Annotated in this window: 27 protein-coding genes; 12 read left to right on the top strand and 15 right to left on the bottom strand. The window is 54.4% G+C overall.

The window, feature by feature from the left end:
- Positions 1 to 31 precede the first annotated feature (31 nt).
- On the bottom strand, positions 32 to 610 hold the full coding sequence (locus E3E51_RS06745; RefSeq protein ID WP_167912352.1) for a potassium channel family protein: 579 nt from the start codon (positions 608 to 610) through the stop codon (positions 32 to 34).
- Positions 603 to 1,211: a potassium channel family protein gene (locus E3E51_RS06740; protein WP_167912351.1), complete on the bottom strand. Its 609-nt coding sequence runs from the start codon at positions 1,209 to 1,211 to the stop codon at positions 603 to 605. Before E3E51_RS06740 ends, E3E51_RS06745 begins: the two co-directional genes overlap by 8 nt.
- A gap of 124 nt (positions 1,212 to 1,335) precedes the next feature.
- Here E3E51_RS06740 and E3E51_RS06735 point away from each other — a divergent pair, with 124 nt between their 5' ends.
- The 4 genes from E3E51_RS06735 (at position 1,336) to E3E51_RS06720 (ending at position 5,556) form a co-directional block, all read left to right on the top strand.
- Positions 1,336 to 2,529: a magnesium transporter gene (locus E3E51_RS06735; protein WP_167912439.1), complete on the top strand. Its 1,194-nt coding sequence runs from the start codon at positions 1,336 to 1,338 to the stop codon at positions 2,527 to 2,529.
- Positions 2,530 to 3,297 (top strand): sugar phosphate isomerase/epimerase family protein, encoded by a 768-nt coding sequence (locus tag E3E51_RS06730; RefSeq protein WP_167912350.1) that lies wholly within the window; start codon positions 2,530 to 2,532, stop codon positions 3,295 to 3,297.
- Between the two features lie 103 nt (positions 3,298 to 3,400).
- A complete protein-coding gene (locus E3E51_RS06725; protein ID WP_167912349.1) occupies positions 3,401 to 4,819 on the top strand; it encodes a CoA-binding protein in 1,419 nt (472 codons plus the stop codon).
- 26 nt (positions 4,820 to 4,845) lie between these two features.
- Positions 4,846 to 5,556: an acetate--CoA ligase family protein gene (locus E3E51_RS06720; RefSeq protein WP_167912348.1), complete on the top strand. Its 711-nt coding sequence runs from the start codon at positions 4,846 to 4,848 to the stop codon at positions 5,554 to 5,556.
- 20 nt (positions 5,557 to 5,576) lie between these two features.
- Here E3E51_RS06720 and E3E51_RS06715 read toward each other — a convergent pair whose 3' ends face one another.
- The 5 genes from E3E51_RS06715 to E3E51_RS06695 all read right to left on the bottom strand — a co-directional run bounded on the left by E3E51_RS06715 (position 5,577) and on the right by E3E51_RS06695 (position 9,367).
- Positions 5,577 to 6,701 (bottom strand): MFS transporter, encoded by a 1,125-nt coding sequence (locus E3E51_RS06715; protein WP_167912347.1) that lies wholly within the window; start codon positions 6,699 to 6,701, stop codon positions 5,577 to 5,579.
- Between the two features lie 26 nt (positions 6,702 to 6,727).
- On the bottom strand, positions 6,728 to 7,426 hold the full coding sequence (locus E3E51_RS06710) for a DUF257 family protein (protein ID WP_167912346.1): 699 nt from the start codon (positions 7,424 to 7,426) through the stop codon (positions 6,728 to 6,730).
- The gene (locus E3E51_RS06705; RefSeq protein WP_167912345.1) at positions 7,413 to 8,111 is read right to left on the bottom strand and encodes a DUF257 family protein; all 699 of its coding nucleotides are present in this window, start codon (positions 8,109 to 8,111) and stop codon (positions 7,413 to 7,415) included. Before E3E51_RS06705 ends, E3E51_RS06710 begins: the two co-directional genes overlap by 14 nt.
- Positions 8,112 to 8,204: 93 nt before the next feature.
- The gene (locus tag E3E51_RS06700; RefSeq protein WP_167912344.1) at positions 8,205 to 8,549 is read right to left on the bottom strand and encodes a hypothetical protein; all 345 of its coding nucleotides are present in this window, start codon (positions 8,547 to 8,549) and stop codon (positions 8,205 to 8,207) included.
- On the bottom strand, positions 8,546 to 9,367 hold the full coding sequence (locus E3E51_RS06695; RefSeq protein WP_167912343.1) for a PLP-dependent cysteine synthase family protein: 822 nt from the start codon (positions 9,365 to 9,367) through the stop codon (positions 8,546 to 8,548). The genes E3E51_RS06700 and E3E51_RS06695 overlap by 4 nt, the downstream gene beginning before the upstream one ends.
- Before the next feature lie 302 nt (positions 9,368 to 9,669).
- Between E3E51_RS06695 and E3E51_RS06690 the strand changes: the two genes are divergently transcribed.
- Genes E3E51_RS06690 through E3E51_RS06680 form a run of 3 tightly spaced genes read left to right on the top strand, consistent with a single transcriptional unit; the run spans position 9,670 to position 13,094 of the window.
- Positions 9,670 to 11,127, top strand: coding sequence for a hypothetical protein (locus tag E3E51_RS06690; protein WP_167912342.1), 1,458 nt, complete (start codon positions 9,670 to 9,672; stop codon positions 11,125 to 11,127).
- A 23-nt stretch (positions 11,128 to 11,150) separates the two neighbouring features.
- The gene (locus tag E3E51_RS06685; protein WP_167912341.1) at positions 11,151 to 12,152 is read left to right on the top strand and encodes a hypothetical protein; all 1,002 of its coding nucleotides are present in this window, start codon (positions 11,151 to 11,153) and stop codon (positions 12,150 to 12,152) included.
- Between the two features lie 42 nt (positions 12,153 to 12,194).
- Entirely contained in the window at positions 12,195 to 13,094 is a 900-nt protein-coding gene (locus E3E51_RS06680; protein WP_167912340.1) for a hypothetical protein, read from the top strand.
- A gap of 42 nt (positions 13,095 to 13,136) precedes the next feature.
- Here the strand turns inward: E3E51_RS06680 and E3E51_RS06675 are convergent, their stop codons facing one another.
- The 5 genes from E3E51_RS06675 to E3E51_RS06655 are packed head-to-tail and all read right to left on the bottom strand — an operon-like array spanning position 13,137 to position 16,458.
- Entirely contained in the window at positions 13,137 to 13,727 is a 591-nt protein-coding gene (locus tag E3E51_RS06675; protein WP_167912339.1) for a hypothetical protein, read from the bottom strand.
- 43 nt (positions 13,728 to 13,770) lie between these two features.
- Positions 13,771 to 14,325 (bottom strand): DUF998 domain-containing protein, encoded by a 555-nt coding sequence (locus E3E51_RS06670; protein WP_167912338.1) that lies wholly within the window; start codon positions 14,323 to 14,325, stop codon positions 13,771 to 13,773.
- Positions 14,326 to 14,334: 9 nt separating this feature from the next.
- The gene (gene thiI, locus E3E51_RS06665) at positions 14,335 to 15,477 is read right to left on the bottom strand and encodes a tRNA uracil 4-sulfurtransferase ThiI (protein ID WP_167912337.1); all 1,143 of its coding nucleotides are present in this window, start codon (positions 15,475 to 15,477) and stop codon (positions 14,335 to 14,337) included.
- Between the two features lie 4 nt (positions 15,478 to 15,481).
- Positions 15,482 to 15,808 (bottom strand): hypothetical protein, encoded by a 327-nt coding sequence (locus tag E3E51_RS06660; RefSeq protein WP_167912336.1) that lies wholly within the window; start codon positions 15,806 to 15,808, stop codon positions 15,482 to 15,484.
- 41 nt (positions 15,809 to 15,849) lie between these two features.
- Positions 15,850 to 16,458: a nitroreductase family protein gene (locus tag E3E51_RS06655; RefSeq protein ID WP_167912335.1), complete on the bottom strand. Its 609-nt coding sequence runs from the start codon at positions 16,456 to 16,458 to the stop codon at positions 15,850 to 15,852.
- Between the two features lie 95 nt (positions 16,459 to 16,553).
- Here E3E51_RS06655 and E3E51_RS06650 point away from each other — a divergent pair, with 95 nt between their 5' ends.
- From E3E51_RS06650 to E3E51_RS06640, 3 genes are all read left to right on the top strand, one after another.
- Entirely contained in the window at positions 16,554 to 17,267 is a 714-nt protein-coding gene (locus E3E51_RS06650) for an aspartate/glutamate racemase family protein (protein WP_167912334.1), read from the top strand.
- 88 nt (positions 17,268 to 17,355) lie between these two features.
- Complete coding sequence (gene pfkC / locus E3E51_RS06645) at positions 17,356 to 18,735, top strand: ADP-specific phosphofructokinase (RefSeq protein ID WP_206204510.1); 1,380 nt, start codon at positions 17,356 to 17,358, stop codon at positions 18,733 to 18,735.
- Positions 18,736 to 18,803: 68 nt separating this feature from the next.
- Entirely contained in the window at positions 18,804 to 20,120 is a 1,317-nt protein-coding gene (locus E3E51_RS06640) for an ATP-binding protein (protein ID WP_206204509.1), read from the top strand.
- Here the strand turns inward: E3E51_RS06640 and xerA are convergent.
- Both xerA and E3E51_RS06630 read right to left on the bottom strand, forming a co-directional pair.
- Positions 20,071 to 20,913 (bottom strand): site-specific tyrosine recombinase/integron integrase, encoded by an 843-nt coding sequence (xerA, locus tag E3E51_RS06635; protein WP_167912333.1) that lies wholly within the window; start codon positions 20,911 to 20,913, stop codon positions 20,071 to 20,073. The two genes, E3E51_RS06640 and xerA, sit on opposite strands and share 50 nt — an antisense overlap.
- A gap of 1 nt (position 20,914) precedes the next feature.
- Positions 20,915 to 21,811, bottom strand: a complete 897-nt coding sequence (locus tag E3E51_RS06630; RefSeq protein WP_167912436.1) for a toprim domain-containing protein — start codon at positions 21,809 to 21,811, stop codon at positions 20,915 to 20,917.
- A 96-nt stretch (positions 21,812 to 21,907) separates the two neighbouring features.
- Here E3E51_RS06630 and E3E51_RS06625 point away from each other — a divergent pair, with 96 nt between their 5' ends.
- Positions 21,908 to 23,146, top strand: a complete 1,239-nt coding sequence (locus E3E51_RS06625) for a glycosyltransferase (protein WP_167912332.1) — start codon at positions 21,908 to 21,910, stop codon at positions 23,144 to 23,146.
- Here the strand turns inward: E3E51_RS06625 and sfsA are convergent.
- Positions 23,143 to 23,850, bottom strand: coding sequence for a DNA/RNA nuclease SfsA (sfsA, locus tag E3E51_RS06620; RefSeq protein WP_167912331.1), 708 nt, complete (start codon positions 23,848 to 23,850; stop codon positions 23,143 to 23,145). The genes E3E51_RS06625 and sfsA overlap by 4 nt on opposite strands.
- A gap of 97 nt (positions 23,851 to 23,947) precedes the next feature.
- On the opposite strand from sfsA, the gene E3E51_RS06615 reads away from it, so the two are divergent.
- Positions 23,948 to 25,303 carry an ATP-binding protein gene (locus E3E51_RS06615; protein ID WP_167912330.1) on the top strand — a complete coding sequence of 452 codons (1,356 nt, stop codon included), beginning with the start codon at positions 23,948 to 23,950 and terminating at the stop codon, positions 25,301 to 25,303.
- Positions 25,304 to 25,312: the final 9 nt, after the last annotated feature.

Below are 25,312 nucleotides of genomic sequence, written 5' to 3'. Positions count from 1 at the left end.
AAAGGATAAAAAGTTTTCGAATGTTGGGAGGTCACTCCTCCTCTTCCACTTCCTCACCGGCGAGCTTCCTCAGCCTGTCGAGGTCGGAGCCAACCGCAATGAGAACGTCCCCCTCCATGATGACGTCGTTCCTTCCGGGGTTGTATATGTACCTGCTCCCGCGCTTTATTGCCAGTATCCTCGTGCCTATCTTGCTCGGAAGCTTGAGCTGTTCAAGGGTCTTGCCGTGGAGAACGGAGCCCCCGTGAACCGTCACCCTGCCGAGCTCCTCCTCTGTGTCCTCCATTATCCGCCTGATTATCGGGTGGGGCTCAACGTCCCTCAGCACGAGGTCGGAAATCTTGTAGGCGGCATCGCTTATCTGCTCGTTTATCTCGGCCATGTCTATAACGCTGAGGAGCTTGAGGGGGTCGTCTTCCTTCTTGGCCAGCATGAGGGCCAGCTTCTTGACCTTGAGCGTCAGCTCGTCCATGCGCTCTTCGAGGAGGTAGACCTCCTCCGCTATGTCCTCGCTGTTGTACATGACGGAGGAGAACGCCAGGTCCACCATCAGGGAGGACAGGTCCTTCATCTCTATGAGGCAGTTCCTAATCTCCTCAAGCTCATTCATTGCCCATCACCTTGATGTTGCCCCGGGCTATCTCCTTGAGGTAATCTATGGAAGTATTCGTGCCCCTCCCTATGAGTATGTCCCCGGGAAATATCTTGAAGTCCCCGTCGGGGTCGAAAATCCAGCGCTTGCCTCTCCTGACGGCCACTATCCAGACGCCGGTGTTCGTGGCCACGTCCAGCTCCTCCAGGGTTTTACCCACGAGTATCGAGTTTGCCGAGACGTAGATTTTGCCTATTATTTCCTCGCTGCCCAGTATCGCCTCCGTTATGACCGGGTGGAGTTCGACCCCCTCCAGAACCATCTTTGCCAAATCTGCCGCTGCGTTGGACATGTCGTCTATGGCGTGCGCCATGTGAAGGATGGACGTTATCTGCTCCGCCTCCTTGGGGCTTCTCGCTGCCAGAACCGCGTGAACCATCAGGTGGTAGTTGAGCAGGTCGAGGTACTCCTCAAGTTCGAGCACCTCTTCGGCCATCTCCTCCTCGTTGAAGAGTATCGAGGAGTAGGCCAGATCAACCATCAGCTCTGCGGTGTTCTTCATCTCAACGAAGATGTCCTTAACGTTCCTCGGAACCTCGATTTCGTCCCACTCTTCCACCCGGCTCTCACCGATGGGGGAACGGGGGGAAATCTTATATCCTTTTCTCCTCAACACAGCATCGCTTCGAAAAGTTTAATACCCGCAAGGGTCAACGTCTACGGGGTGAGGGCGATGGAGAGTGATGGCAGTGATCGGCGGAGAGGTCAGGAAGGAGCTGAGGGGAAAGGTCAGGGAAGCCTACAGGGTTACGCTGCCGTCCCTGTTCACCTCGCAGGTGTTCGGCCTATTCGGCGGTACGTTTCTGGGTAAATACTTTGAGACGATAAGAACCCAGTTCCCGGGCCTCCTTGTGGTTCTGCCGGGCATAATGGGCCTCCGCGGGAACGTTTTCGGCTCGATGGCATCGCGCTTCTCCACGATGCTCTACCTCGGTGATCTCGAACCCTCGATGAGGGATAAGAAGGTTCTCAAGGAGATAGTTCTCAGAATGCTCATCTCGCTCATCCCGATAGTCATGCTGTGGGCCATAGGCGTCGCCACCGGTGTCCGGAAGAACGCCTTTGACGTCCTCCTCATAGTCGTCACCTCGACGATACTCGTGTCCTTCATCCTCGGCTACTTCACCTCCTTCGTCACGATATTCTCCTTCAGGCGCGGCACCGACCCGGACAGCGTTGCGGCCCCGCTGGTCGCCTCCATGGGCGACTTCCTTACCGTCCCCTCATTGGTGCTGTTCATTCTCCTCATAGAGCGCTCACCGGAGGGATTCAGGCTCTTCAACTACGCGGTGCTTGCCCTCTTTGCGGTCGTGACGGCCGTAAGCCGGGTCAGGAAGGCGGAGTTCGTTGAGCTCAAGCAGGTCTTCATAACGATAACCGGGCTGGCGCTCCTCTCGACGATATCCGGTTCGATACTCGCGAGGTTCAGCGGGATAATCCAGGCGTCGGTCATACTGAGCTTCATCTATCCCTCGCTCCTCAGCAGCTTCGGAAACTACGGCTCCATAATAGCCGCGAAAACCTCGACGAAGCTCCACCTCGGTGAGATAGAGAGCTTCATCTGCTGGAAGCCCCTCACAGACATCCTGGCGCTATTCACGACGGCGCCGGTCATCGGGACGACGAAGCTCCTCATAGGCATCGCCCTTGTGAAGCTGACGACAGGGATGGCGGTTCCGGGCTCCGCCTGGATAATAGTCCTCACGTACCCGTTTATGGTTCTCTTCATCATGCTCTACTCCTACACGGTCTCCTACTTCCTCTTCCAGAAGAACATAGACCCCGACCACGTGGCGATACCGCTCATCTCGAACAACAGCGACATATTCGGCACGATTTACGTCGTGCTCATGGCCAAACTGATGGTGGGTGGTTGAATGATAGGCCTCTCCATGACTGCATATTCCGGAAGGGACCTCTCCGGGCTGGAGGAATGGGTTCAGAAAGCGAGAAGGATGGGCTTTGATTTCATCGAGATTCTGAGCGAATGGCCCCACTACCTGACGAAGGACAACTACCGCGTCTTTGCGGAGGTCCTTGACGGCTGGGGCATGAAGAGAACCGTCCATGCGCCGTTCAGCGACGTCAACATAGGCTCCTTCAACGACAGGCTGAGGAGAACGTCTCTGGAGATAATCCATGAGACCATCGAACTGGCGGCCGAACTCGATGCGCTCTCGGTCACGATACACCCCGGCCACTGCTCGCCGGTCAGCATGAAGAACCGGGGGAAGTACCTGGAGATACACAGGGAATCCCTGAGAAGAATCTCTGAATGGGGGTTCGAGTACGGGGTTAAGGTCGGCGTCGAGAACATGCCGCGCTTCGTAATCCTCGACGCCCAGACGTGCGAGAGGCTGTGCGAGATACTCGGTGACGTCGAGATAGGGGTGACTTTCGACGTTGGACACCTGAACACGACAACCGGAGAGTTCGAGCGCTTCCTGGAGGTTCTCGGGGACAGGATAGTTCACGTTCACCTCCACGACAACCGGGGCGAGAAGGATGAGCACCTCGCCCTGGGCGACGGCACGGTTCCGTGGGTCAGGGTGCTGCCAAAGCTCCCGAAGGTGACGCGGACCCTCGAAGTTGGCGACATCGAATCTGCCAGGAGAAGCCTCGGATTTTTGAAAAGCCTTCATTAATGGACGTTTCAGTTCATTGGCGTCCAATTTTTACAAAACGCAACTCTTTTATACATTTAAACTGAAGTTCTTGCGAGAAGCAGTTTCTGGTGGAGGGATACCAATGGTGGAAAAGATAGTTACGGAAATGAGGCCCTTCTTCGACCCGAAGGCGGTCGCTATCATCGGTGCAACCAACAAGAAGGGTAAGGTTGGAAACGTCATCTTTGAGAACTTCAGGATGAACAAGGAGCGCGGGGTCTTCAAGGGCAACATATACCCCGTGAACCCCAAGCTCGATGAGATAGAGGGCTACAAGGTCTACAAGAGCGTCGAGGAGCTTCCGGAGGACACCGACCTGGCGGTCATATCGATTCCCGCCCCGTTCGTCCCCGATACGATGAGGCAGATAGCCAAGAAGGGAATAAAGTCCGTCATCATCATCACCGGCGGATTCGGTGAGCTCGGTGAGGAAGGAAAGAAGCTGGAGCGCGAGATCCTTGAGATAGCCAGGGAGAACGGAATAAGGGTCATCGGCCCGAACTGCGTCGGCGTCTACGTCCCGGACACCGGCGTTGACACCGTCTTCCTGCCGGAGAGCAAGATGGACAGGCCGAAGAGCGGGCCGATAGCCTTCGTCAGCCAGAGCGGAGCTTTCGCGGCAGCTATGCTCGACTGGGCCGCTGGAGCAGGCATAGGAATCGGGAAGATGGTCAGCTACGGCAACAAGCTCGACGTTGATGATGCAGACCTTATGGACTACTTCATCCACGATGACGAAATCAACGTGGTCACCTTCTACATCGAGGGCGTCAAGGACGGCAGGAAGTTCATAGAGGCCGCCAAGCGCATTACGAAAGTCAAGCCGGTCATAGCCCTCAAGAGCGGGAGGAGCGAGTACGGTGCCAAGGCCGCCTCTTCCCACACCGGCTCGCTCGCAGGTGCCGACACGATTTACGATGCCGTCTTCAAGCAGACAGGGGTTATCCGCGCCGAGGACTTTGAGCACATGTTTGACCTGGCAAAGGCCTTTGCCCGGCTCAAGGACAAGCTCCCGAAGGGTGACAGGATAGGGATAATCACCGACGGCGGTGGAGCGGGCGTTATGGCCAGCGATGCCGTCGCCAAGTTCGGCCTCAAGATGGCAGACCTGAGCGAGGAGACCCTCAAGTACCTGAAGGAGAACTTCCCGCCGCACGCGGTGGCAGGAAACCCGACCGACGTCGTTGGCGACACCGACGCCGAGCGCTATAGGATAGCCATCGAGGGCTTCGTGAACGACCCCAACGTTGACGCTATCCTCGTCATAGTCCTCTTCCAGGTCCCGCTCCTCGAAGAGGAGAAGATAATCGACATCCTCGCGGAGTACCAGAAGAAGAGCAACAAGCCAATCGTTGCCGTTGCAATGGGCGGTAAGAAGACCGACCACTACGCCAGAATCCTTGAGGACAGGGGAGTTCCCGTTTACCCGACCCCCGAAAGGGGTGTCCGCGCCCTGGCGGGCCTTGTTAAGTACGCTGAATACCTCAGGAGGGGGGCCTGACCCCCCAATCTTCCGGTGGTGGTATCATGAAGGAGGAAGCCCTTAAAGTTATTGAAGAGGTTTTGAAGTCCGGAAGGACTTCGCTCGTTGAGTACGAGGCAAAGCAGGTTCTCAAAGCCTACGGCCTCCCGGTTCCGGAGGAAAAGCTTGCCAAGACCCTCGATGAAGCACTCAAGTACGCCGAGGAAATCGGCTATCCAGTCGCCATGAAGCTGATGTCCCCGCAGATTCTCCACAAGAGCGACGCCAAGGTCGTCCTTCTCAACATCAAGACCCCAGAGGAGCTGAAGGAGAAGTGGGAGCTCATCCACGAGAACGCACGCAAATACCGCCCGGACGCCGAAATCCTGGGTGTTCTCATAGCCCCGATGCTCAAGGTCGGAAGGGAAATCATCATCGGCGTCACCGAAGACCCGCAGTTCGGCCACGCACTCATGTTCGGTCTCGGCGGAATCTTCGTCGAGGTTCTCAAGGACGTCACCTTCCGCATAGTGCCCATAACCGAGCGCGACGCCAGGAAGATGATTCGGGAGATAAAGAGCTACCCGATTCTTGCCGGAGCGCGCGGAGAGGAGCCCGCTGATATAGACGCAATAGTCAACCTCCTCCTCAAGGTCAGCGAGCTCGTGGACGACCTCGACGAGTACATCAAGGAGATGGACCTCAACCCCGTCTTCGTCTACGAGAAGGGCAAGGGTGCCGTCGTCGTCGACGCCAGGATAATCCTGAAGGGCTGATTTCCCTTTTCTTCCACTTTTCAGCGGTTGATTCCCTGCGAGAAACCGCTCTTGGCCCGCAGGAGAAAAACCGCCAGTGCCCCCAACCCAAACACACCCACGAAGAGGAATCCGGTTCTAAACCCGAGGAATCCTATCAAAACCGGCCCCAGCGCCTGGCCGATGTCCTTCACACTCTCCAAAAAGCCTAATGCCGTTCCACGGAGCTTCGAGACTTCCGTGGCCAGGGGCTTCGTTGAGGCCTCGCTTATCGAGGCGCCCACCGAAAAGACCACCGCACCCAGAACCACCAGCGGAAGGGAATCCGAAAGGGCAAGCATGAACATCGCCAGGCCCACCATGCTCATGCCTACCACTATCGGCTTCGTCCTGCCAATCCTGTCGCTGAGATAGCCCGCGTAGGGCTTAACGACTGCCATTATGGCGATTTCCACCGTCAGTATCAGCCCGGAGAGCCAGGCCTTGTCCTGAAGGTAGTAGAAGAGGGGCAGGAAGGTTTCTATACCCTGGTAGGCCATGTACACGGCTGCGTCCAGGAGGCCGATCAGGAGGAGCTCCATACTAAAGGTCAACTCGAACCTCTTGAGCTCACCCCCCGTCTCGGGGAACCTGAAGGTGAGGGCAAAAACCACAAGCCCAGTCAGCGAACAGAGGATGAAGACCACGGAAAATCCAAGGAAGTATATGATGCTTCCTGCGAGGACAGGAGCAAGGGCGCGGCCGACGAGGGTTGATGAGCTTAGGAAACCCATGAAAGTGCCCTTCCTGTCCGGATAGAGATCGCTGACCAGGGCGAAAGACACCGGGACGAAGATGGCCGTCGCAACGCCGTAGTAAACCCTGACGAGGGCGAGGGTTAAAGCGTCGCCCGCGAGAAAGTACAGCAGTGGCGCACTGAGAAAAACGAAGCCGCTCATCTTGAGGAGCCTCGTCCTCCCGTAAACGTCGCTGAGAAGGCCCGAGGCAAAGTTTATGAAGACGCCCGTCACCGTCGAGGCGGCAGCGACAAGGCCGATTTCCGCCTTTCCGAGCCCTATGCCCTGGGCGTAGAGGGGAAGCGTGGGGGACTTGCTCATCGTTGAGCCAAGTATCGCGAAGAAGCCGGCGAGAAGAATGAGATAGGGGGCCTTGGAGTCGGTTCTCACTCCCCGCATCCCCAGCCGTTGAGGCACTATCTACGCCCGCTCCTCCTGTGGAGGTATTCCACGAGTTCACCGGCGTTTACCGAGAACTCGGAGCCGTAACGCTCAAGGGTGGGCGACTTAACCACGCGGAGCACGAGCCTGCCGTTCCGGAAGCTGAACTCAAAAACCCTGCTGGCCAGCTCCCTGATGTCCTCCCGAACGCTCTCGGGGAGCATATCCCTGTTGACGAACGCCACCATAATCATGTCTTCCGAGCCCATGGCGGAGGCCATGCACATGCGGCAGATGGAGGATGACGGAATGTCGGTCTTAACGGTCAGGAGTTTCTCAAGCCCCAGTATCACTATAATTTTCAGCCCGGGGAATGTCTCCAAGGCTTCCACGTACTCTCGATGCCACACCGAGGCGGCCTTGAGCACGCTTATCCTCTTGATTACGTTCCCTGTGTGGAGAACGCCGCCGAACTTAATCACGGGTATCTCGTCCATCCATCCTGTGTCAATCCCTGTTATCGAGAGGTGGGCCTTTATAACGTGGAACTGGTCAAATATATCGTTGACTATGAGGTGCCTTTCATCGTCGGCGTCAAGGAGGGGTACGGAGAGGGGCACGGACGCAGCAAGGTGAACCGGGGCGAGGGAATCGTACTCCGCTATGATGACTTCCCCGGGCTGGAGACGCTTCATGGTATCAACGACGTCCTCCACCGTTTTATGCTTCATCATTTTTCCCACCCCCAATCGCGCCGGATTCAAACACCACTTCGGAGCGGTATTCATCGAAGTAAATCGACTTAACGACCGTTATCACAAGCCTTCCGTTCTCAATGCGGGTCCTGAGAACGCGGGTGGACATTTCCTCCGCCTCTCTAAGACCCGACCCATTCACGCGCTTCCTGTTTATGAAGACCAGTCCTCTGCTTTCGGGGTTTCCAATCATCGGCCGTATGATGCTGGCAAAGAACTCTTCGCGCTTCATCGGGTCGTTCTCCAGCTGCTGGAGGAGTTCTGTGGCGCCGACTACAATCCTGATGAATGACTCTCCGCCCACAGTCTCCTCGACTCTCTCAAGGAACTCCATGAAGCGCCTCTTCAGTATCGGAAGTTCCGTTCTCTCGTCGATCGTTGCAAGAACGCTGCCCGTGTCCAGCCGCCCCCCTATTTTTATCACTGGGGCATCGTCAATGGGTGACGTGTCGAGGCCGGCGAACCTGAACTGGGCCTTCATGACGTGAAGCCCATCGAGCACATCCACTATTGCGTAGGGAATGCCATTGTGCCTTGCGTATTTGAGGACTTCGTAAAGGAGCAGGTAAACTGGCTCCTCAGAGGTGTACTCCACGAGAACCAGTTCACCGGGCCTAACGGTTTCGGCGTACTCAAAAACGGTCTTCTCTAGATTCTTCCTCACTGTATCCACCCCCTTGTGTAATGTTCCTCCATTAGGTCTTAAAACGGTTCCGTAAACGCACCAGATTTCCCAAATTGGTTCGAGATGCGACCCCTAATTTTCGGTACCGGTCTCCAACTCTTCCTCTGCCTCCTCTTCCTGCACCACCACCTTGATGTAGCTCAGGATGTCGTGAATTATGAAGAAGCTCATCGCCACCTCAACCAGGGCCAGGGGGTTGCCGGCTATCAGGAACAGCAGGGAGAAGAAGAAAGTCACGCCGGCGTATATGAGGGCGACCTTGATGGCGGTCTTGTTTTCAATCCCGACGCCGTATCCAAGCCCCATGTTGAAGATTGCGAAGGTGAGGTAAACGGGCGAGGCTAGGTAGTAGGCGTAGTAGAGGAGCAGAAAACCGCTGAGAAAAAGGAGAGACGAGGCAACCCTCAAACGCTTCATGTTATCCCCAGATAGCTCTCAAATACCTCGACGTATTTAAACCCATCGTCCGGGAAGATGAGGACGTAGGTCTTCTCGCCGAGTTCGCCGGCAATCTCCGCATAGGCCCTGAAAACGGCACCGGAGCTTAGACCTATGAGAAGACCGTCGCTTCTGGCAACGCGGATGGCTCCTTCGATGGCCCCGTTTCTCGTTATCTCCACGACCCTGTCTATCTCAACCTGGAAGTACCACTTGGGCCTCGTCTCAAGCCTCTTGATGCCGGGTATCTTCTCACCCTTCGCTGGAACGACGCCGATAACCTGTGTATCGTAGCGCTCCTTGAAGTAGCTCGCTATGCCGGCTATGTGTCCGGAAGTTCCGATGCCGGCTATTATGACGTCGGGCGTTTTCCCTATGCTCCTCAGCTGTTCCTCGATCTCCCTGGCGGTGAAGCGGTAGTGGGCGTCGAAGTTGTCGTCGTTCTCGAACTGGTTGAGGTTCACCGCACCGGCTTTTCTGGCTTCCTCCCCCACAAAGCGCACCATCGCTGGGTCTATCGTCTCGAAGTCCGTCATAACGACCTCTGCACCGAGAACCCTCAGGAGAATCTGCGTCGCCCTGGGTGTTGGCTTCGGCAGGTAGGCTCTGAACTCGATGCCAAACACGTTGCTCAGAGCCGCCAGAGAAATTCCAACGTTGCCGGAAGTGGCCTCAAAAAGCTTTTTCGTGCCGTTGATGTCGCCGCGCTCCAGGGCCTTCATAAGCATGTTAAAAACGGCCCTGTCCTTTATGCTCCTGCTGAACGGGTTAAAGAACTCTAGCTTGGCAAAATACATCCCCCCTCTCGGCTGAGAGTTTGACCAGGGGGGTCGGCTTGTACTTCTCGAACAGTTCGAGGGTGCTGTTAAACACGTTCATTTGCCATCACCAAAAATGGGTGAGAAGAGGGCTTTAAAAACTTTCCTAAAACGTTCAGTTATGGACAGAATTGGGTAATTAATCTGTATTTTGACTGCTTTGGACATACCTCCAACAGTTATATATTATTCAATGCAAGTTTAATCTCAGTATTTTGTGGGCGAAAGTTTTATATAATACTCTTAATAATTGTGATTGATAACCTCTTTGGGGGGGGCAAATGCGAAAGTGGGTAACGATGCTCCTCCTTGGGCTTCTCTTCCTGAGCGGTTTTCATACCGTCAAAGCGGAAGCAACACAAACCACCAGCCAAGTCCAGACAAGCTGTCAGGACTGCTCCTGCATCGATGTTAACGTCCTTCTAAGTAATCTCACAGCGAACATCACAAACCTGACTAACACCATTGGACAGAAGAGATTGAAACTCAAAACTCTTTATGGGGAATGGAGCGTCACCAAAAACACAAGCGTTCTCTTTGAAATCGTGAAGCTAAAAGATGAGATTAGACTCCTCACCAACGAGCTGAAGTACCTCGAACGCCAAAAGCTCAGCCTCCAACTTGCCCAGAACTACACCGTGCAAACACCTTATGGTAAAAAGATTCTCTATTATAAACTGCCTTCAGAGAGCACCATCGTCCAAGAGCACATTAAAAAGGTCCATCCGGTAAGGACCGATGTTGACTTGGAGTGGTTCATAGCCTACTACAGGCAGGCGGCGGAGCTGACGTTTACGGAGGTCGTTCAAACGGACATGCGGATGAGAGAACTGCTTAAGAAAGTTGAAGCCGGAAACTATACTGACGACACAATCAGTGAAATTTTCACTCTGCTGGACAAAAGGGAAAAACTCTGGAATGAAATCTACAGATTCACCGAAGAGAAAGAAAAACTACAAACCATACAAACACTCAGAGAAACCGGACGAAAGCAGATACTGATAGCAAGTGCTACAGGGGTAGAGCCGTTGGCAATAAACTTTGGTGGAATTGCACAAGGAGACAGTTGTTCTGAGTCTATCTGTATGGATGCTTATGGACTAGCTCCACCTCTTCCAGGAGTGTTTAACAAAGCATATGCAAGCTCAGCCCCAGTGGTGCATTATACATACATTTCTCCAGTTGCAGTGTGGGTAGGAATATACGAAAGCAGTATTCCAAACAAGGACTACTACTGGGGTCAGTATTGCACATATGATTTTCCTAAGAGCAGCACAGACTTTAAAAAATACTGGGATCGTGCAGTACAGCTATACCCAGCTCTTCCAGATATTGGCGGCTCGATGGAAATTAAGCTATTCTATCGGGGTTGGGCATATAATACAAATTCCAACCCTGTCCCACACTCTACTGCCGGCATGTCCACAGGCTCCTCAAATGGCAGATTTCAGGAAAGTAATTTAATCTGGCAGGTAGAGTGCAACAAAAACGGATGCTGGGTAGTTTCGTATTACCAACTTCCACTTTCCAATCCAGGTACTTCCCATTCGGATATATACGTAAGGCTGTACATAAATTTCCAGTGGCTAAGAGACAGATGCTGTAAAGGTGGAGATGTTGGCAATATGTGTAAATGGGCTAACGGACACTGCGGAGGATGTTTCGCTCCCGATGAATCAGCCTCGCAGAACTTCCCGATTGTTGACCGAAACACGTGGCAATACATAGTGAGATGGTAGATGACTAGCAGGGGGCATAGTCTATGAATTCAATGGGAAAGTACCCAGCATTGTTTTTATTTTTGCTCATTCTAATTTCAGCGGCCTCGGTTGTTTACGAGGAATATCCAAAGCTTAGCAACAACAATAAAACAACCCGCTGGGAAACGTCCACTAGGGAGGAAGCATTGGAGCGGACTCCAACAGCAATAACGGATAACTCCACTCTACCATACTCACCCAACCCTCTAATCGAAATCGATGGAAAGTTTAAAGAAGTGGATTTCTCGGAGGAATATGGAGGTTTTATCACGTGTCCACAGTGGTTGGACATCAGATGGAAACGAGAGGCTTCTCCAAATAACACCGTTTTCATTAACTTCACCGTCTTTATCAATAACACCTCCTATCTCAACATGATCCTGGAGGAGTTTTCCGGCTCTTACTTCTGTACTCCCGAGGGAGTTGCCGTTTACGGGTACTACACACGAGAGCACAGTACTATTGCCTTCTTCACCTACAACCTAACCCCACTGTGGAGGACCGAATATGAAGGCTCGCCAGTTGCATACAAAAACGGGAGCATACTCCTCCTCGGAGAGAAGTGCCTTTATATGCTAAACGCGAAAACCGGCAGTCTTCACGACAGGAAATGCGTCGGAGAACCCATATCTGCGTTTAAGTTCATGGGCGAGAGGCTGTACATAGCGGCGGCACATCCCAAAGGCATGGCCCACCTTTACGTCTTTGATAACAATGGCAGGAGGGAGGTTGAAGTGATAAATATTCCAACCTTCGAACTTGTTGGGATGAGAATGCTCCTCGACGTGAATGAGAGGTACGTTGCAGTAGCCTACTTCCTGTACCCAACGGACGGAACGGAGAGGAACGGCGTTTGCGTGTTCACGGCGGATGACTTGAGAAAAATCGCCTGCAGGGAGTTTGAGGAGTGGGAACGGCCGGAAAATGTGAAACTTGAAGGAAACATCGTTTACATCAAAACTACAAAGGGGGTAAAGGCATACAAGATACTTAGTTTGGAATGAGTAGATTATAAACAGGGGAAAGGACAGCAGGGTGAGAGTGTTATGAACAAAAAGAAAAAATTAGCAACCTTGGGACTCGTCCTCTTAATCCTGCTGTATCTCCTACCCAAGGGTCTGCTTATCTCCACGAATCCGAAAGATGTATCTTTTGATAATACCTCGCCCGCAACAAAGTGTGACTCATTGAAGATTCAGACATATTCTACCCTTGAAAATTTTTCCTGCACCTTCACAGTTTCAGCAGGTAAAACAATGACCATCAACTACACCTTGCCCGGAATAAGTAAAGGGTATGTCTGCACTCCTGAAGGGGTACTCTTGTATGCGTACTTCACCGCGGATAGTCGATCTTCGTTGGTCTTCCTTGACTACAACCTCAGCGAAAGGTGGAGACGGGACTTTCCGGCGTATCCGCTTAAGTACACGAAGGATGGGCTAATTCTCGTGAGCAATCCAATCTTTGGCTCCGTTGGGAGCTCATGCGTTTACCTTATGAACATCACCACGGGACGGCTCCTAAACTGGCTCTGCCCGGATGTGCTTGGCGGCCACGTCTCGGACGTTAAAATCACTGATGGAAGAATATACGCCACCATTGGAGAGCCGAGAAGGCCCCCACTGGAGACTCACGCGTTGATTTACATGAAGGAAGACGGAAAGATTAGGAAAGCGGGGATTACCAGCATCCCGGGAGAGGGAGTTGGCATCAGACTCTTAATAGACGCTAATGAGAAGTACGCGGTTGTTGCTTACTTTTTGGCAAACGAACGCGAAGAGGAGAAGAACGGAGTTTGTGTGTTTACAGCAGGGAGCTTAAGAAAACTTGCCTGCAGAGAATTTAAAGATGGTGATAGACCTCTAAACGTCAAACTCGAAGGAAACATCGTTTACGTTCAAACCACTGAAGGGGTGAGAGCCTACAAAATACTCAGCCTGTGGTGACCAGTGACGTTTCGATATGCCCTCGTGAACTGGACGGGATGTTTAAAGAAGCCCTTCCCTCACGAGCCTCTCCTTTATCCTCTCGAACTCACCGGGCGAGCCCCTGACAACAGGATACCTCGGCACGAAGGGGCACGGCTCCTCCCGTTCGATGCTTATCTCAAACGTCCCTATCTCCTTGGCGATTCTAACTATCTCCTCCTTGTCAAGGCCTATGAGCGGCCGCAGAATCGGAAGGTCGCTCGCGGTGCTTATGATGAGCAGGTTGTCGAGGGTCTGCGAGGCGACCTGCCCGAGGCTGTCCCCGGTGATTATCGCCTTTGCCCCAATCCGGTGCCCCACCCTGCAGGCCTTCCTCAGCATCGTCCACTTGCAGAAAAGGCACGTCCACTTCGCTTTTCCAATCTCGGCCAGCTTCGAAAAAATCGGTGCCTGTTCATCGTAGGCATCCACTATAACCGGCTCGTTCAGCTTTCCGTACCTTCCGAGAACCTCGCAGAGCTCAAAAACCTTGGACTCCTTCGTACCGCTCTGTCTGAAGTGAACGGGGGTCACTTCAAAGCCCTTTCTAAGCATGAGGTAGATCGCCACCGGCGAGTCAATGCCCGAACTTAAGAGCGCCACTGCCTTCATAATTGAAGGGAGGCGGGGAAGGATATATGAAGCTTTCCTCAACTCAGAGTTTGAAACCCTTGAGCTGGAGCAGGCCGATGTAGGTGAACCACGCGAGTATCGTGGCGGCGCCAATCAGTTCAGGAATCGCAATCCCCTTAAAAATCCCCGCCTTCACGAGGTAGAGCATCAGGGCGAAGGTGAGAACCGCCAGGACGCTCCAGGCGTAGCCGGCCGAAAGCCCGCTTCTCCCGAGCTTCAGGCCGATAATCGCTATATCCGCCAGGGCAAGGACGTAGAAGAAGACCGCCGCCGGGGCGTGAGGGGCGTACTCCTCGGGAAAAACTCCCACGAGGAACAGGAGAACCATTGCGAGGGGCATCAGATAAGAGAGACCACGCCTGAGGGCCCCGATGGAGGCGACGAAGCTAATGGTCGCGAAGACCTTTAAGAAACCGTTGAAGTAGTAGTTCACCGGATTCTGTATGGAGCCCATGTCGCTCAGGGCGTTTTTCGTAAAGGAGAACCAGGGATTCTGGCTCAGGACGATGAGCAGTCCCGCGATGAAGATGATGGGAAGGGAGAGGCTAAAGTACACGCTGGCCCTTTCAAAGTCCATGGGAGCACCTCAGCACTGCCTTTTCCGGGGTTCCTCCCCAAAGACCGCCCTGTAGAGCTTCCTGAACTCCTCCCAGGAGCCCCTTATGACCGGATGCTTTGGGATAAATGGAATCTCATCCTCCGGCAGCGTTGAGAGCTCGAAGGTTCCTATCTCCTTCGCTATCCTGACGATTTCCTCCTTGTCGAGCCCCACGAGCGGACGGTATATCGGCAGGTCAGTCGCCTGGCTGACTATGTACATGTTTTCAAGGGTCTGCGAGGCGACCTGCCCGAGGGAATCGCCCATGACGATGCCCTTCGCCCCGAACTCCCTGGCTATTCTGTCGGCGTGCCTAACCATCATGTACTTGCAGAAGACGCAGGTGTACTTCTCCTTCTTCATCTCGCGCAGCTTCTCAAGGATTTTCTCGCGCTCTTTCGGCTTGATGACTATCAGTTCGCCCTTTCCGCCGTAGCCGTACTTCCTGAGCTGGTTCCATATCCTGCGCACCTTCTCAAGGGTCTTCTCGCCGGTGTGGATGTGGACGGGAATGACTTCAACGCCGCGCTTCATCATGAGGAAAGCGGCAACCGGCGAATCTATGCCGCCGCTGAGGAGCGCCACCACCTTGCCCTGGGTGCCGATGGGAAGACCGCCCCAGGCGTAGATTTTGTCGATGAAGACGTAGGCTCTGCCCTCCATCAGCTCGACGCCGACCTCAACCTCGTAGTCGTGAAGGTTTACCTCGCTCTCCTCGTTCTCAAGGATGTACTCGCCGACCTTCGCCTGAACCTCGGGGCTCTTGAGGGGGAACTCCTTGGTGATTCTCCTCGCGGTGACCCTAAAGCGCGGCCTCTCAAGGCCAAGCTCGCGCTTCTTCCTCCTGAAGAGCTTTAGAGCAGTTCTGTTAATTTTATCCAGCTCGGCGTCGATTTCCATCGCCGGGGAGAGCGAGACTATGCCGAAAACCCGTCTGAGAACGTCAACAGCATCTTTCGCTTTATTCGTCTTCACGAGAATCCTTCCGTGCTTCGCCTCGACCTTTTTGAACTCGATTCCCTCGCTCACCAGGGCCTCGCGGATGTTGTTCATGAGTATGCTCTCGAACCACCTCCTCGTCTGCCGGGATTTCGTTCCTATCTCCCCGTATCGGACTATGACGACGTTCATGCTCTCACCCCAGTGCGTGCGGGAACTTGATGACTATCTCCACGTACTTCTGGATGACGACGTAGAGAACCACGGATATTAGGTAGGAGGAGAGAAGGATGAGTTCGTTCATCTCGAATATGTGCGCGGCTATGGCCTTGGCCCTCGGCGTGGCATCGACTATGGCCTGCATGTACTTTCCCTTGAGCCAGTGGTTTGTCTGAATCGCCACAACGAGGAGCAGAACCCCCACTAGGCCCCACATCTTGCCCAGGGCCAGCATGAGGAAGAGCGTCGAGGCCACTATTATCCAGCCGCCGATGACGCCGAGGAGTATCACGAACTCTATCATCCTTCCACCAGGTGGAGTTGAGGGGGAGGGAATAAAAACGTTTAGATGAAGACCAGTACCTCATCGAGGGTCTTTCTCCTCTTCCTTGGTTTAACTTCCCCCTTGGGATAGCCAACCGGGATGACTCCAACGAGGTAGTGGTTCCCGTCGAGGCCCGCGAGCTCCCGAACTTCCTCCTCTATCCCAGGAAAATTCGTAACGCCGATGTAGACAGTTCCGAGACCGAGCTCAACGGCCTTGAGCATGAGGTTCTGAATCGCCATCGCCGCGCTCTCGATGCTCCAGATGAACTCGGGCTCATCGAATTCCTCACCTGGGAGGAATCGAACGCGCCTGTCGATGAAGACCGCCACGTATACCGGTGCACGGTACATCCCGCTTTCGTACATGCGTTTCTTGAGCTTCTCTATCTTCTCATCGGGCAGGTTCACGGCGCGGTAGTATCGAATCATGCCCTCAGCTATGAGGTTGTAGAGCCTCTCCCTCACGTTTTCACTCATGAAGACCACGAACTTCCAGTTCTCCAGGCCACTCGCGGTCGGTGCCCTCACCGCGGCCTCCACAAGCGCTCTAACGTGCTCCTCAGGGACGTTCTTCTCCTCAAAATACCTCACGGAAGTCCTGTTCAATATCGCGTCGTCGAGCTCCACGCTATCACCCCTAGGGATTCCTCGCCAGCATTAATCAGCCTTTCCGAAACCAAAGGTTTAAGAGAACTCCGGAGTAATCCCCAAGAGGTGAAAGCATGTACGGATGGAGAGGCAGGCTCGGTCTTATCGTTCCATCATCGAACACTACCATGGAGATGGAGCTTCACTCGGCGCTCCCGGAGGGGGTCTCCCTTCATACTGCGAGGGTTCCATTGAAGAACGTCACCGAGGAAGAACTGGTCAAGATGAACGCCATGGCCGTTGAGAGCGCCAGACTTCTGCGCGACGCGGGCGTTGAGCTTATCCTCTACGGCTGCACGAGCGGCTCCTTCATCGGGGGGAAGGACTACGAAAAGGAGATTGAGGCGAAGATCGAGGAGGAGGTAAACGTCCCAGTGGTCAGCACCAGCACGGCCGTTGTCGAGGCCCTCAAGATGCTTGACGCGAGGGACGTCCTCGTGATAACCCCCTACACCGACGAGATAAATGAACGTGAAAAAGAGTTCCTGGAGGCGAACGAGTTCACAGTGCTCGACATAAGGGGGCTTGGAATAGAGGACAACACCCAGATTGGAAAGCTCGAACCCCACGAGGCCTACCGCCTAGCCAAGGCGAGCTTCATGGACGAGGCAGATGCGATTTTCATCAGCTGCACCAACCTCAGAACCTTTGAGATAATCGAGCCCCTTGAGGAAGACTTTGGGATTCCGGTCGTTACGAGCAACCAGGCCTCACTGTGGCTTGCTCTGAGAGAGATGGACGTCATGGAACGAATTCCCTGGCTTGGAAAGCTCCTCACGGAGTTCTGAGCCTTCAACATTTTTCTGTCCATCCCTCCGAAACCCTTTTAAGAATTCATCCGCATTTTCTAAAGGTTAGTCACTGAGGGTGATACAAATGGGGCTCTTGGATGAGGCGAGGAAGCTCTCAATCTACACCGCGTACAACACGAACGTCGATGCGATAACCTTCCTGAACGGGGAGATAGTGGAGGGGCTCATAGATGAGTTCGGTGCCGAAGCGGTTCGAAAAAGGATGGACGACTATCCGAGGGAGATAAACGAGCCCCTGGACTTCGTCGCGAGACTGGTTCATGCCCTCAAGACGGGCAAACCTATGGCGGTCCCCCTCGTCAACGAGGAACTTCACACGTGGTTCGACTCCCACTTCAAATACGACGTTGAGAGGATGGGCGGTCAGGCCGGAATCATAGCCAACCTCCTGGCGAACCTGGACTTCGGGCGGGTGATAGTCTACACCCCCCACCTCGCGAGAAAGCAGGCCGAGATGTTCGTTAATAAACCCAACCTTCTCTATCCTGTCATCGAGGACGGGAAATTGGCCTTCAAACACCCCCGCGAGGCATACAGGGAAGGCGACCCGATAAAGGTGAACCGCATCTTCGAGTTCCGCGCTGGGACAAGGTTCAGGCTGGGAAACGAGACTATACGGGTTCCCTTCTCGGGCAGGTTCATCGTCTCGGCCCGCTTCGAAAGCATAAGGATTTACACCGAGCCGGAGCTGAAGCGGTTCTTACCTGAGATTGGCCTCCAGGTTGACGGGGCAATCCTCTCCGGTTACCAGGGGATAAAGCTCCGCTATTCTGATGGGAAGGACGCGAACCACTACCTCAGGGAGGCCAAAAAGGACATACTCCTGCTCAAGCGTGAGAAGGACGTTAAGGTTCACCTGGAGTTTGCCTCGATACAGAGCAGAGAACTCAGGAAGAAGGTCATCTACAACCTCTTCCCGCTCGTTGACAGCGTGGGAATGGACGAGGCGGAGATAGCCCACGTCCTCAACGCCCTCGGCTACTCCAGGCTCGCGGAGAGAATATTTACCTACAACCGCATAGAGGACACCGTCCTGGGCGGCAAAATCCTCGTTGATGAGATGAACCTTGAGGTTCTTCAGATACACACGATTTACTACATCATGTACATTACCCACGCTGACAACCCGCTGAGCGAGGACGAGCTGAGGAGCAGCCTTGAGCTCGCAACAACCCTCGCGGCAGCGAGGGCATCGCTGGGGGACATAAAAAGCCCGGGGGACGTGAAAGTCGGCACGAGGGTTCCATACAACGAGTACGGCGAGTTCGTGAAGCTCCGCTTCGAGGAGGCCAAGAGGCGCCTGAGAACCAGGGAGTACAAGGTCGTCATAATCCCGACGAGGCTCGTCAGGAACCCTGTCTCAACGGTGGGCCTGGGCGACACAATCTCCGCCGGAGCATTCACGAGCTACCTTGCGATGTTGAAGAAGAAGGGGGAGCTTTGAACGTTCAATATTTTTGGTACGGTATGGCGTACCAAATGCTTTTAAAGATTGGTACTGTATACTGTACCATGAAGCCGGACGACATCAAACGCTATATCCGCCTCTTCCACGAGAGGGATTTGCCGCAGGTTGTGGAGAGAGAGCTAAAGCTTTCCCTAAACCCGGGAAAGGCAACGGTGATAATCGGTCCAAGGCGCTCCGGGAAGACGTATCTCCTCTATTCCCTGGTTGGCGATGAGAGGGAACGCTACGTTTACCTGAACTTTGAGAACCCGCTCCTGTTCGGGATAACTGGACGGGACTTTCCTGGAGTTGTTGATGCGTACTTTGACCTATATCCCGAGAACGTTGGGGGCGAGGTTTTCTTCCTTCTCGACGAGATTCAGAACGTTCCCAACTGGGAAATCGGCGTAAGGTATCTGCTTGACGAGGGTTTCATGGTTGCGGTTACGGGTTCGTCCTCACGGCTGCTCTCAAGGGAGGTTGCGACCCAGCTGAGGGGACGCGGGATTTCATACACACTCCTCCCCCTCTCGTTTCGGGAGTTCCTCCGATTCAGGGGGGTGGACTTTAAAAAGCGCGACCTCTACGGCAGAAAGGTGCACGTGATAAAAAATCTTCTGGATGAGTACTTAAGATACGGCGCCTTCCCCGAGGTGGCCCTGCTCGGCGATAAGGTCAGAATACTTGAAGAGTACCTCTCCGTGATGATAACGAAGGACGTCGTAGAGAGGCACGGGATAAGGAACGTGGCCCTGATTGAGGCCATTGTCAAGCTTCTGCTTTTGAACTACGCAAGATACACCTCGTACAGCTCAATCCACCGCTTCCTCAAGTCCGAGTTTGGAACATCAAAAACGACGGTCCTCGAATACCTCAGAGCACTTGAAGACTCCTTCTTCGTCTTCTTCCTTCCGAAGTTTGCCCGCTCCGAAAAAGAGTCCCTCAGAGCCCCCAAGAAGGTTTATCTCGTCGATACCGGCCTGGCCCTCTTCTCAAAGAAGGACCCCGCAAGGGATATTGAAAACGCCGTGTTCCTTGAGCTTCTCAGAAGGAAGCACTATCTGAACCCGCTTCTCAACATTTACTACTACGGTGGTTCCGGCGAGAAGGAGGTTGATTTCGTCGTCTCGGAGTCGGGAAAGACTGTGGAACTGATTCAGGTGACCTTAAGCCTCAAGGATGCACGGGAGCGGGAGTTGTCTGCCATCGTTAGAGCCGGCAAAAATCTCGGCTGCGAGAATCTCACGGTTGTGACACTCGATGAAGAGGAAACCATTGAAATGGACGGCCGCAGACTAAACGTTGTTCCGCTCTGGAAGTTCCTGCTCGGGCTCACTCCATCAGCCCCTCTATCAGCCTCGCCTTCTCCTGCGCCTTTCTGAGGTGCTCGACGGTAACCTTGGTGTAAATCTGCGTCGTTGAGAGGTTCGAGTGGCCGAGGAGCTCCTGGATGGCCCTTATGTCGACGCCGTTTTCGAGCATGTGGGTCGCGAAGCTGTGGCGGAGCTTGTGGGGCGTGACCTCAACGCCGGCCCTGACGCCGTAGCGCTTCAAGAGGTACCACACGGTTTTGGTGGAGAGCCTGTCCTTCTCCCTCCTTCTCTCCTCGACGAGGAGGTACTCGCTGTCGTCGGAGCGCGTTTCGAGGTATGCCCGTATCTCCTTTGTAAGGAACTCTGGAATGGGTACGACGCGGTCCTTGGCACCCTTGCCGCCCCGAACCACGATGATGGAGCGCTCCAGGTCAACGTCGCGCCGCTTGAGGTTGCACAGCTCGCTTACGCGCAGACCGGCGCCATAGAGGAGGAGAACTATGAGCCTATCGCGCTTTCTCGTCGGCGGAATAACCGAGAGGAGTCTCTTAACCTCCTCGCGCGTTAGGGCTTTCGGGAGACTCCGGGGGACCTTTGGGGGCTTGAGCTTCTCGGCTTCCTCATCGTAGCCCTCGAAACGGAAGTAGGAGCGCAGGGCCTGAACCACGAGGTTGAGGCTCCTGTTGGAGTAGCCTTCCTTCCTAAGCCTCGCGAGAAAACGGAGGGCGGAGCGGGCGTTTGGGGAGCCGCCCCACTCCAGATACCGGCGCACGTAGTAGGAGTACATCCTAATCGTGTTCGGGCTCTTCCCCTCAAGGTCGAGGTAGGTTTCGTACTCCTCTATAAGCTCGGGGACTTCCATCTCACAGCCCCTTCAGAAGTCCCTCGATGTCCTCTGGCTTTACTTCAGCGTCCTCAACGACCCCCGGTTCGCTTAGCTTGGGCTCTGGGGCTTTCGGCGGCTCTTCAGCCGGCGGCCTGGGCGGCTTGGGAAGCTCCTCCTTTATGCTCAGGCTCAGGTAGACCGTCTTCAGGAGTTCCTCCACGAGCTCCTTCTCCTCGGCGAAGATGTAGCCCTGCCCGACTATCACCTTACCGGCCAAGCCGAGCTTCTCCACGGCCAGAGCTATGACCCTCTCTTCCGGAACAGGCTCCGCGGGGAAGAGGGACTTCCAGGCATCGTCTATTCTGAGGGGCTTGCTCTTTTTCTCAAGCAGTTCCCTCAGGCCATCGTTCTCGTTTCTAACCCTGACGTATTCGGCGCGGAGTTCCTCGTACTTTTCCCGAAGCTCCCCGTGCTCCTTCTCAAGGTTCTCGTATTCCTGAGCTAAAAGGTCGTACTGTCCCTTCACATCCAGCAGCTGCTTCCTCAGCTCCATGTATCCGGGGAGAAGCTGGAGGGTCTTGAGACCGGCGCGGACGAGGGTGTTCTTGAGCTCCTTCCTGACGAGTTCAACGTCAACGTGCTCCAAATCGTGGCCGAGGGGGAGCTTCATCCTTTCAACGTGCCCGACCATCTCCCCCAGCTCACTGAAGAGCCTCTCGGCCAGGTCTCGCCCGACCCGGTCGGCGTCGGTCGCTATGATGAGGAGGTCGGCGCCCGCGGCGGCGCTCTTCGCTATCTCCACGTTGGTTGTCGGGATTATCGCGGAAATCGTGATGTTGTACTCGCTTCCCAAAGCCAAGCCCTGAAGGGCCTTACTTACAACCTCGACGTCGCTCGCACCTTCCACGAGGATTCTAACATCGACTATGGCCATACGCATCACCTGACTTTCTCTCCCCCTTCGGGTTTAAAACGCTTCCGCGTTGGGAGAGACTTATAAGGAAAACGGACATAACAACTGGAGGGGAGTATGGAGCCGTTAACCGGTGCCGTGGACATTGCCGTGTCCGTCCTCCACTTCATCTGGCTGTTCTCAGCTGCGATTATCTACCCCGTGTTCTTTTACTACATAGCCCTGACTGTGGCGGGGTTGAGCTACAACTCAAAGTTTAAGGAACCCGAGATTCCTGACGAGCTTCCCTCCGTCACCATCCTCATCCCAGCGAGGAACGAGGCTGTAGTTATAAGGGACACTCTCCTGGCGATGGCGAACCTCGACTATCCTGGGGATAAACTGGAGGTTCTCCTCCTGGACGACGGCTCCACGGATGATACCGTGAGGATAGCTGAGGAGGTCGCTAGGGAGTACCCGTTCATCAAAGTAATCCGCGTTGAGGGCGGCGGCAGGGGAAAGAGCTACGTCCTGAACTACGGCCTAAAGCTGGCGAAGGGAGAGGTCATAGCGGTCTACGACGCGGACAACAGACCCGAGCCAGGGGCGCTCAAGGCCCTGGTAGCGATGCTGAGCGATGAGACGCCGGCGGTGACTGGAAAGGTCAGGACGATAAACTGGAAGGGGAACATCCTCACGAGGTTCATATGCATGGAGTACCTCTACTTCCAGCTGGCCGGCCAGGGCGGAAAGAGCAAACTCTACAAAACCGCTGTGCTCCCGGGAACGAACTTTGTAATCAGAAAGGGCCTGCTCGAAAAGCTCGGAGGCTGGGATGAAGAGGCTCTGGCCGAGGACCTGGAGATGTCCTTCAGGATACTCTCAACGGGCAAGAGGATAGCCTACAATCCACTCGCCGTTACCTGGGAGCAGGAGCCCGAGAGCTGGCGCGTGTGGTTCAGGCAGCGGACGCGCTGGGCGGCGGGAAACGTCTACACCGTGAGGGAGCACATAAAGAGGTTCCGCGAGATTCCCGGCTGGGGCCTGCGCTTTGACCTGCTCCTCACGCTGATGGTGTACTATCTCCTGGCGATAGCGGTCATAGTGGCGGACGTGGCCTTCGTAGCGCTCCTGGTAACCTTCGGAAACGTCACGTGGTTCACAGGATTCATCCTGAGCTTCGTTTACGTATCATTCCTGCTGGAGATATTCGCCGGCCTCTACGACGGAAAGATAAGGAGCGTTGATTGCTGGCTCCTCGCGCCGCTCATGTACTACACCTACTCCCAGATATGGATATTCATTTCGCTGGCCGGCCTGTGGGAGGCGGGAAAAGCCAAGAAGGTGTGGTACAAAACCCCGCGGACGGCGGTTTAGAGCTCGATTTCAAGGCTCGGCCTCTCAAGGATGATCCTTCCATCTGGCAGGAGGGATATGCCCAGCGCGTGGATTTCAACGCCCACCTTGTCCGCCTCCCTAAGGAGCCTCACTATCTTCGGGTCGCCCACATCATAGGGCCGGAACCTCTCAACGCCCGGCATCGCGCCAATGAAGAAGATCATGGCCCTCTTTCCTGCCCTTGACAGCTCTATAAGTTCCCCGATGTGCTTCTGCCCCCTGACGCTCGGACAGTCCGGATACATGGCGTACTCACCCTTATTCCCGCCGCGCAGGACGGCGCTCTTCATCTCGGCGTAGACCTCGCCCTCGGGACATTCGAAGAGGTAATCAAGGCGCGATTTGCCGACCGTGACCTCCTTCCGCTTTATCCTGCAGTCCCTCAGCCAGGGCACCAGACCAAGCTCCAAAGCTCTCTCGAAGGCCCTCGCCTGAGTCCTCGTGTCAATTATCGCTCCCTTCCCGCCCAGGTCCTCGAAGGCGACCAGGACGAAGTCTGTCTTTCCGCCGGTCTTGGGCGTGCAGAAGGCCTTCCTACCCGGAACCATGAACTCCTCCAAGCGACCTGTGTTGGTCACCAGGGCTTTCCTTTCCTCACCATCAACCTCGACCAGCGCCACGAAGCGGTTGAGCCTTTTGAGGAAGGTGCAGGGGACGATGTTGAGTTCGAGCAGGACGTGCATAGTCCGGTCTCGGAGGGTGAGAATATAAGTTTTTGGAACATGCAAAACTTCGAAAATTTTATATCCTGTTACAGGATAATCCTGTTGGTGGTTATAAATGAGGTTCTACAACAGGGAGCGCGAGATGGAATCCCTTAGGAAGGCGCTCAAACTATCCCGCTCCCGGCTCGTGGTTGTGACCATAACAGGACGCCGGCGAGTTGGAAAGACAAGACTTGTTAGGGAGTTTTTCAAAAGGGAAGGCGTTGATTATCTCGACTTCTTCATTCCAGTCAAAAGCGAAAAGCTCATCCTTGAGGACTTCTCCAGGGAGCTCAGGGCAAAGTTGGGGTATTCTCCACGGTTTGAGACATTCTCCGAGATGTTTGAATACCTTGAAGTGGCCGACATCGGGGCAGTTTTCTTTGACGAGTTTCAGAACGTTCTCCGGGTAAACCCGGCCATAGCCTTTGACCTCCAGCGCTTCATAGACAGAAACCGGGATAAGCCGCTCCTCATGATTCTATCTGGTTCGTACCTTGGAATGATGAGGAAACTGCTGACCTCCAGGAAAGCCCCCCTCTACGGCAGGAGCACCCTCTTCGTGGAACTGCAACCCCTGCGTCCAAGATGGGTTTTCGAGATGCTCAAAGATTTTGGAATCACGGAGCCCGTCCAGCAGGTTGAGTTCTATGGTATTTTCGGTGGAATCCCAAAGTACTACGAACTCTTGGAGGTGTTCGAAGCGGACAACCCACTGAATCTCGTTGTTGATGCGGTCCGGTACTCCACACTGCTAACGGCTGAAGGAGAAGGCCTCCTTATGGACGAGTTCGGTAAGGCGTACAGGACTTATTTCTCAATCCTCGATGCAATAGCGAGTGGAAAGAACAGGCTCGTTGAGATTGCCAATGCCGTGGGGATGAAGCCGGGCAGCATAACGAAGTACCTTGAGGCCCTGGAAGACTACTATGGAATAATAACCCGTGAAAGGCCCATCCTCGGCGGTAGACGTTCGAGGTACGTAATCAGCGATTACTTCCTGAACTTCTGGTTCAGTTTGATAGAACCGAACCGCAGGCAGGTTGAGGCAGGGGACTTTAATGCCTTCAGAAGAAACATCGAAGGGAAGTTCCAGGAGTTCTTTGGGAGGGTCTTTGAGAGGGTCGTTCTAGACCTCCTGCACGACCTGAACGGGGAGCTAATTACCTTTGACAGTATCGGCCCTCATTGGGGGAGAAACTACGAGATAGACCTCGTTGCCATCAACAGGGAAGAGAACATCGCCACGTTCATAGAGACGAAATGGAAAACCAACGTTGATGGCCCGAGGGAGATCGGCAGGCTCATCGCCAAGGCCCAAAACGCCCCATGGAAGGGGGAAAAGCGCTACCTCCTCATAGCAAGGGGCTTTCGCAGGGAGTGTGCCGACTGTATTACTATTGATGGAGTTCTGGAGCACCTAAAACCTTAAATATCCCTT

Origin of the sequence: Thermococcus sp. 21S7 (assembly GCF_012027615.1) — an archaeon.
GTDB lineage: Archaea > Methanobacteriota_B > Thermococci > Thermococcales > Thermococcaceae > Thermococcus.
This window is presented reverse-complemented; position numbering and strand designations above follow the sequence as displayed.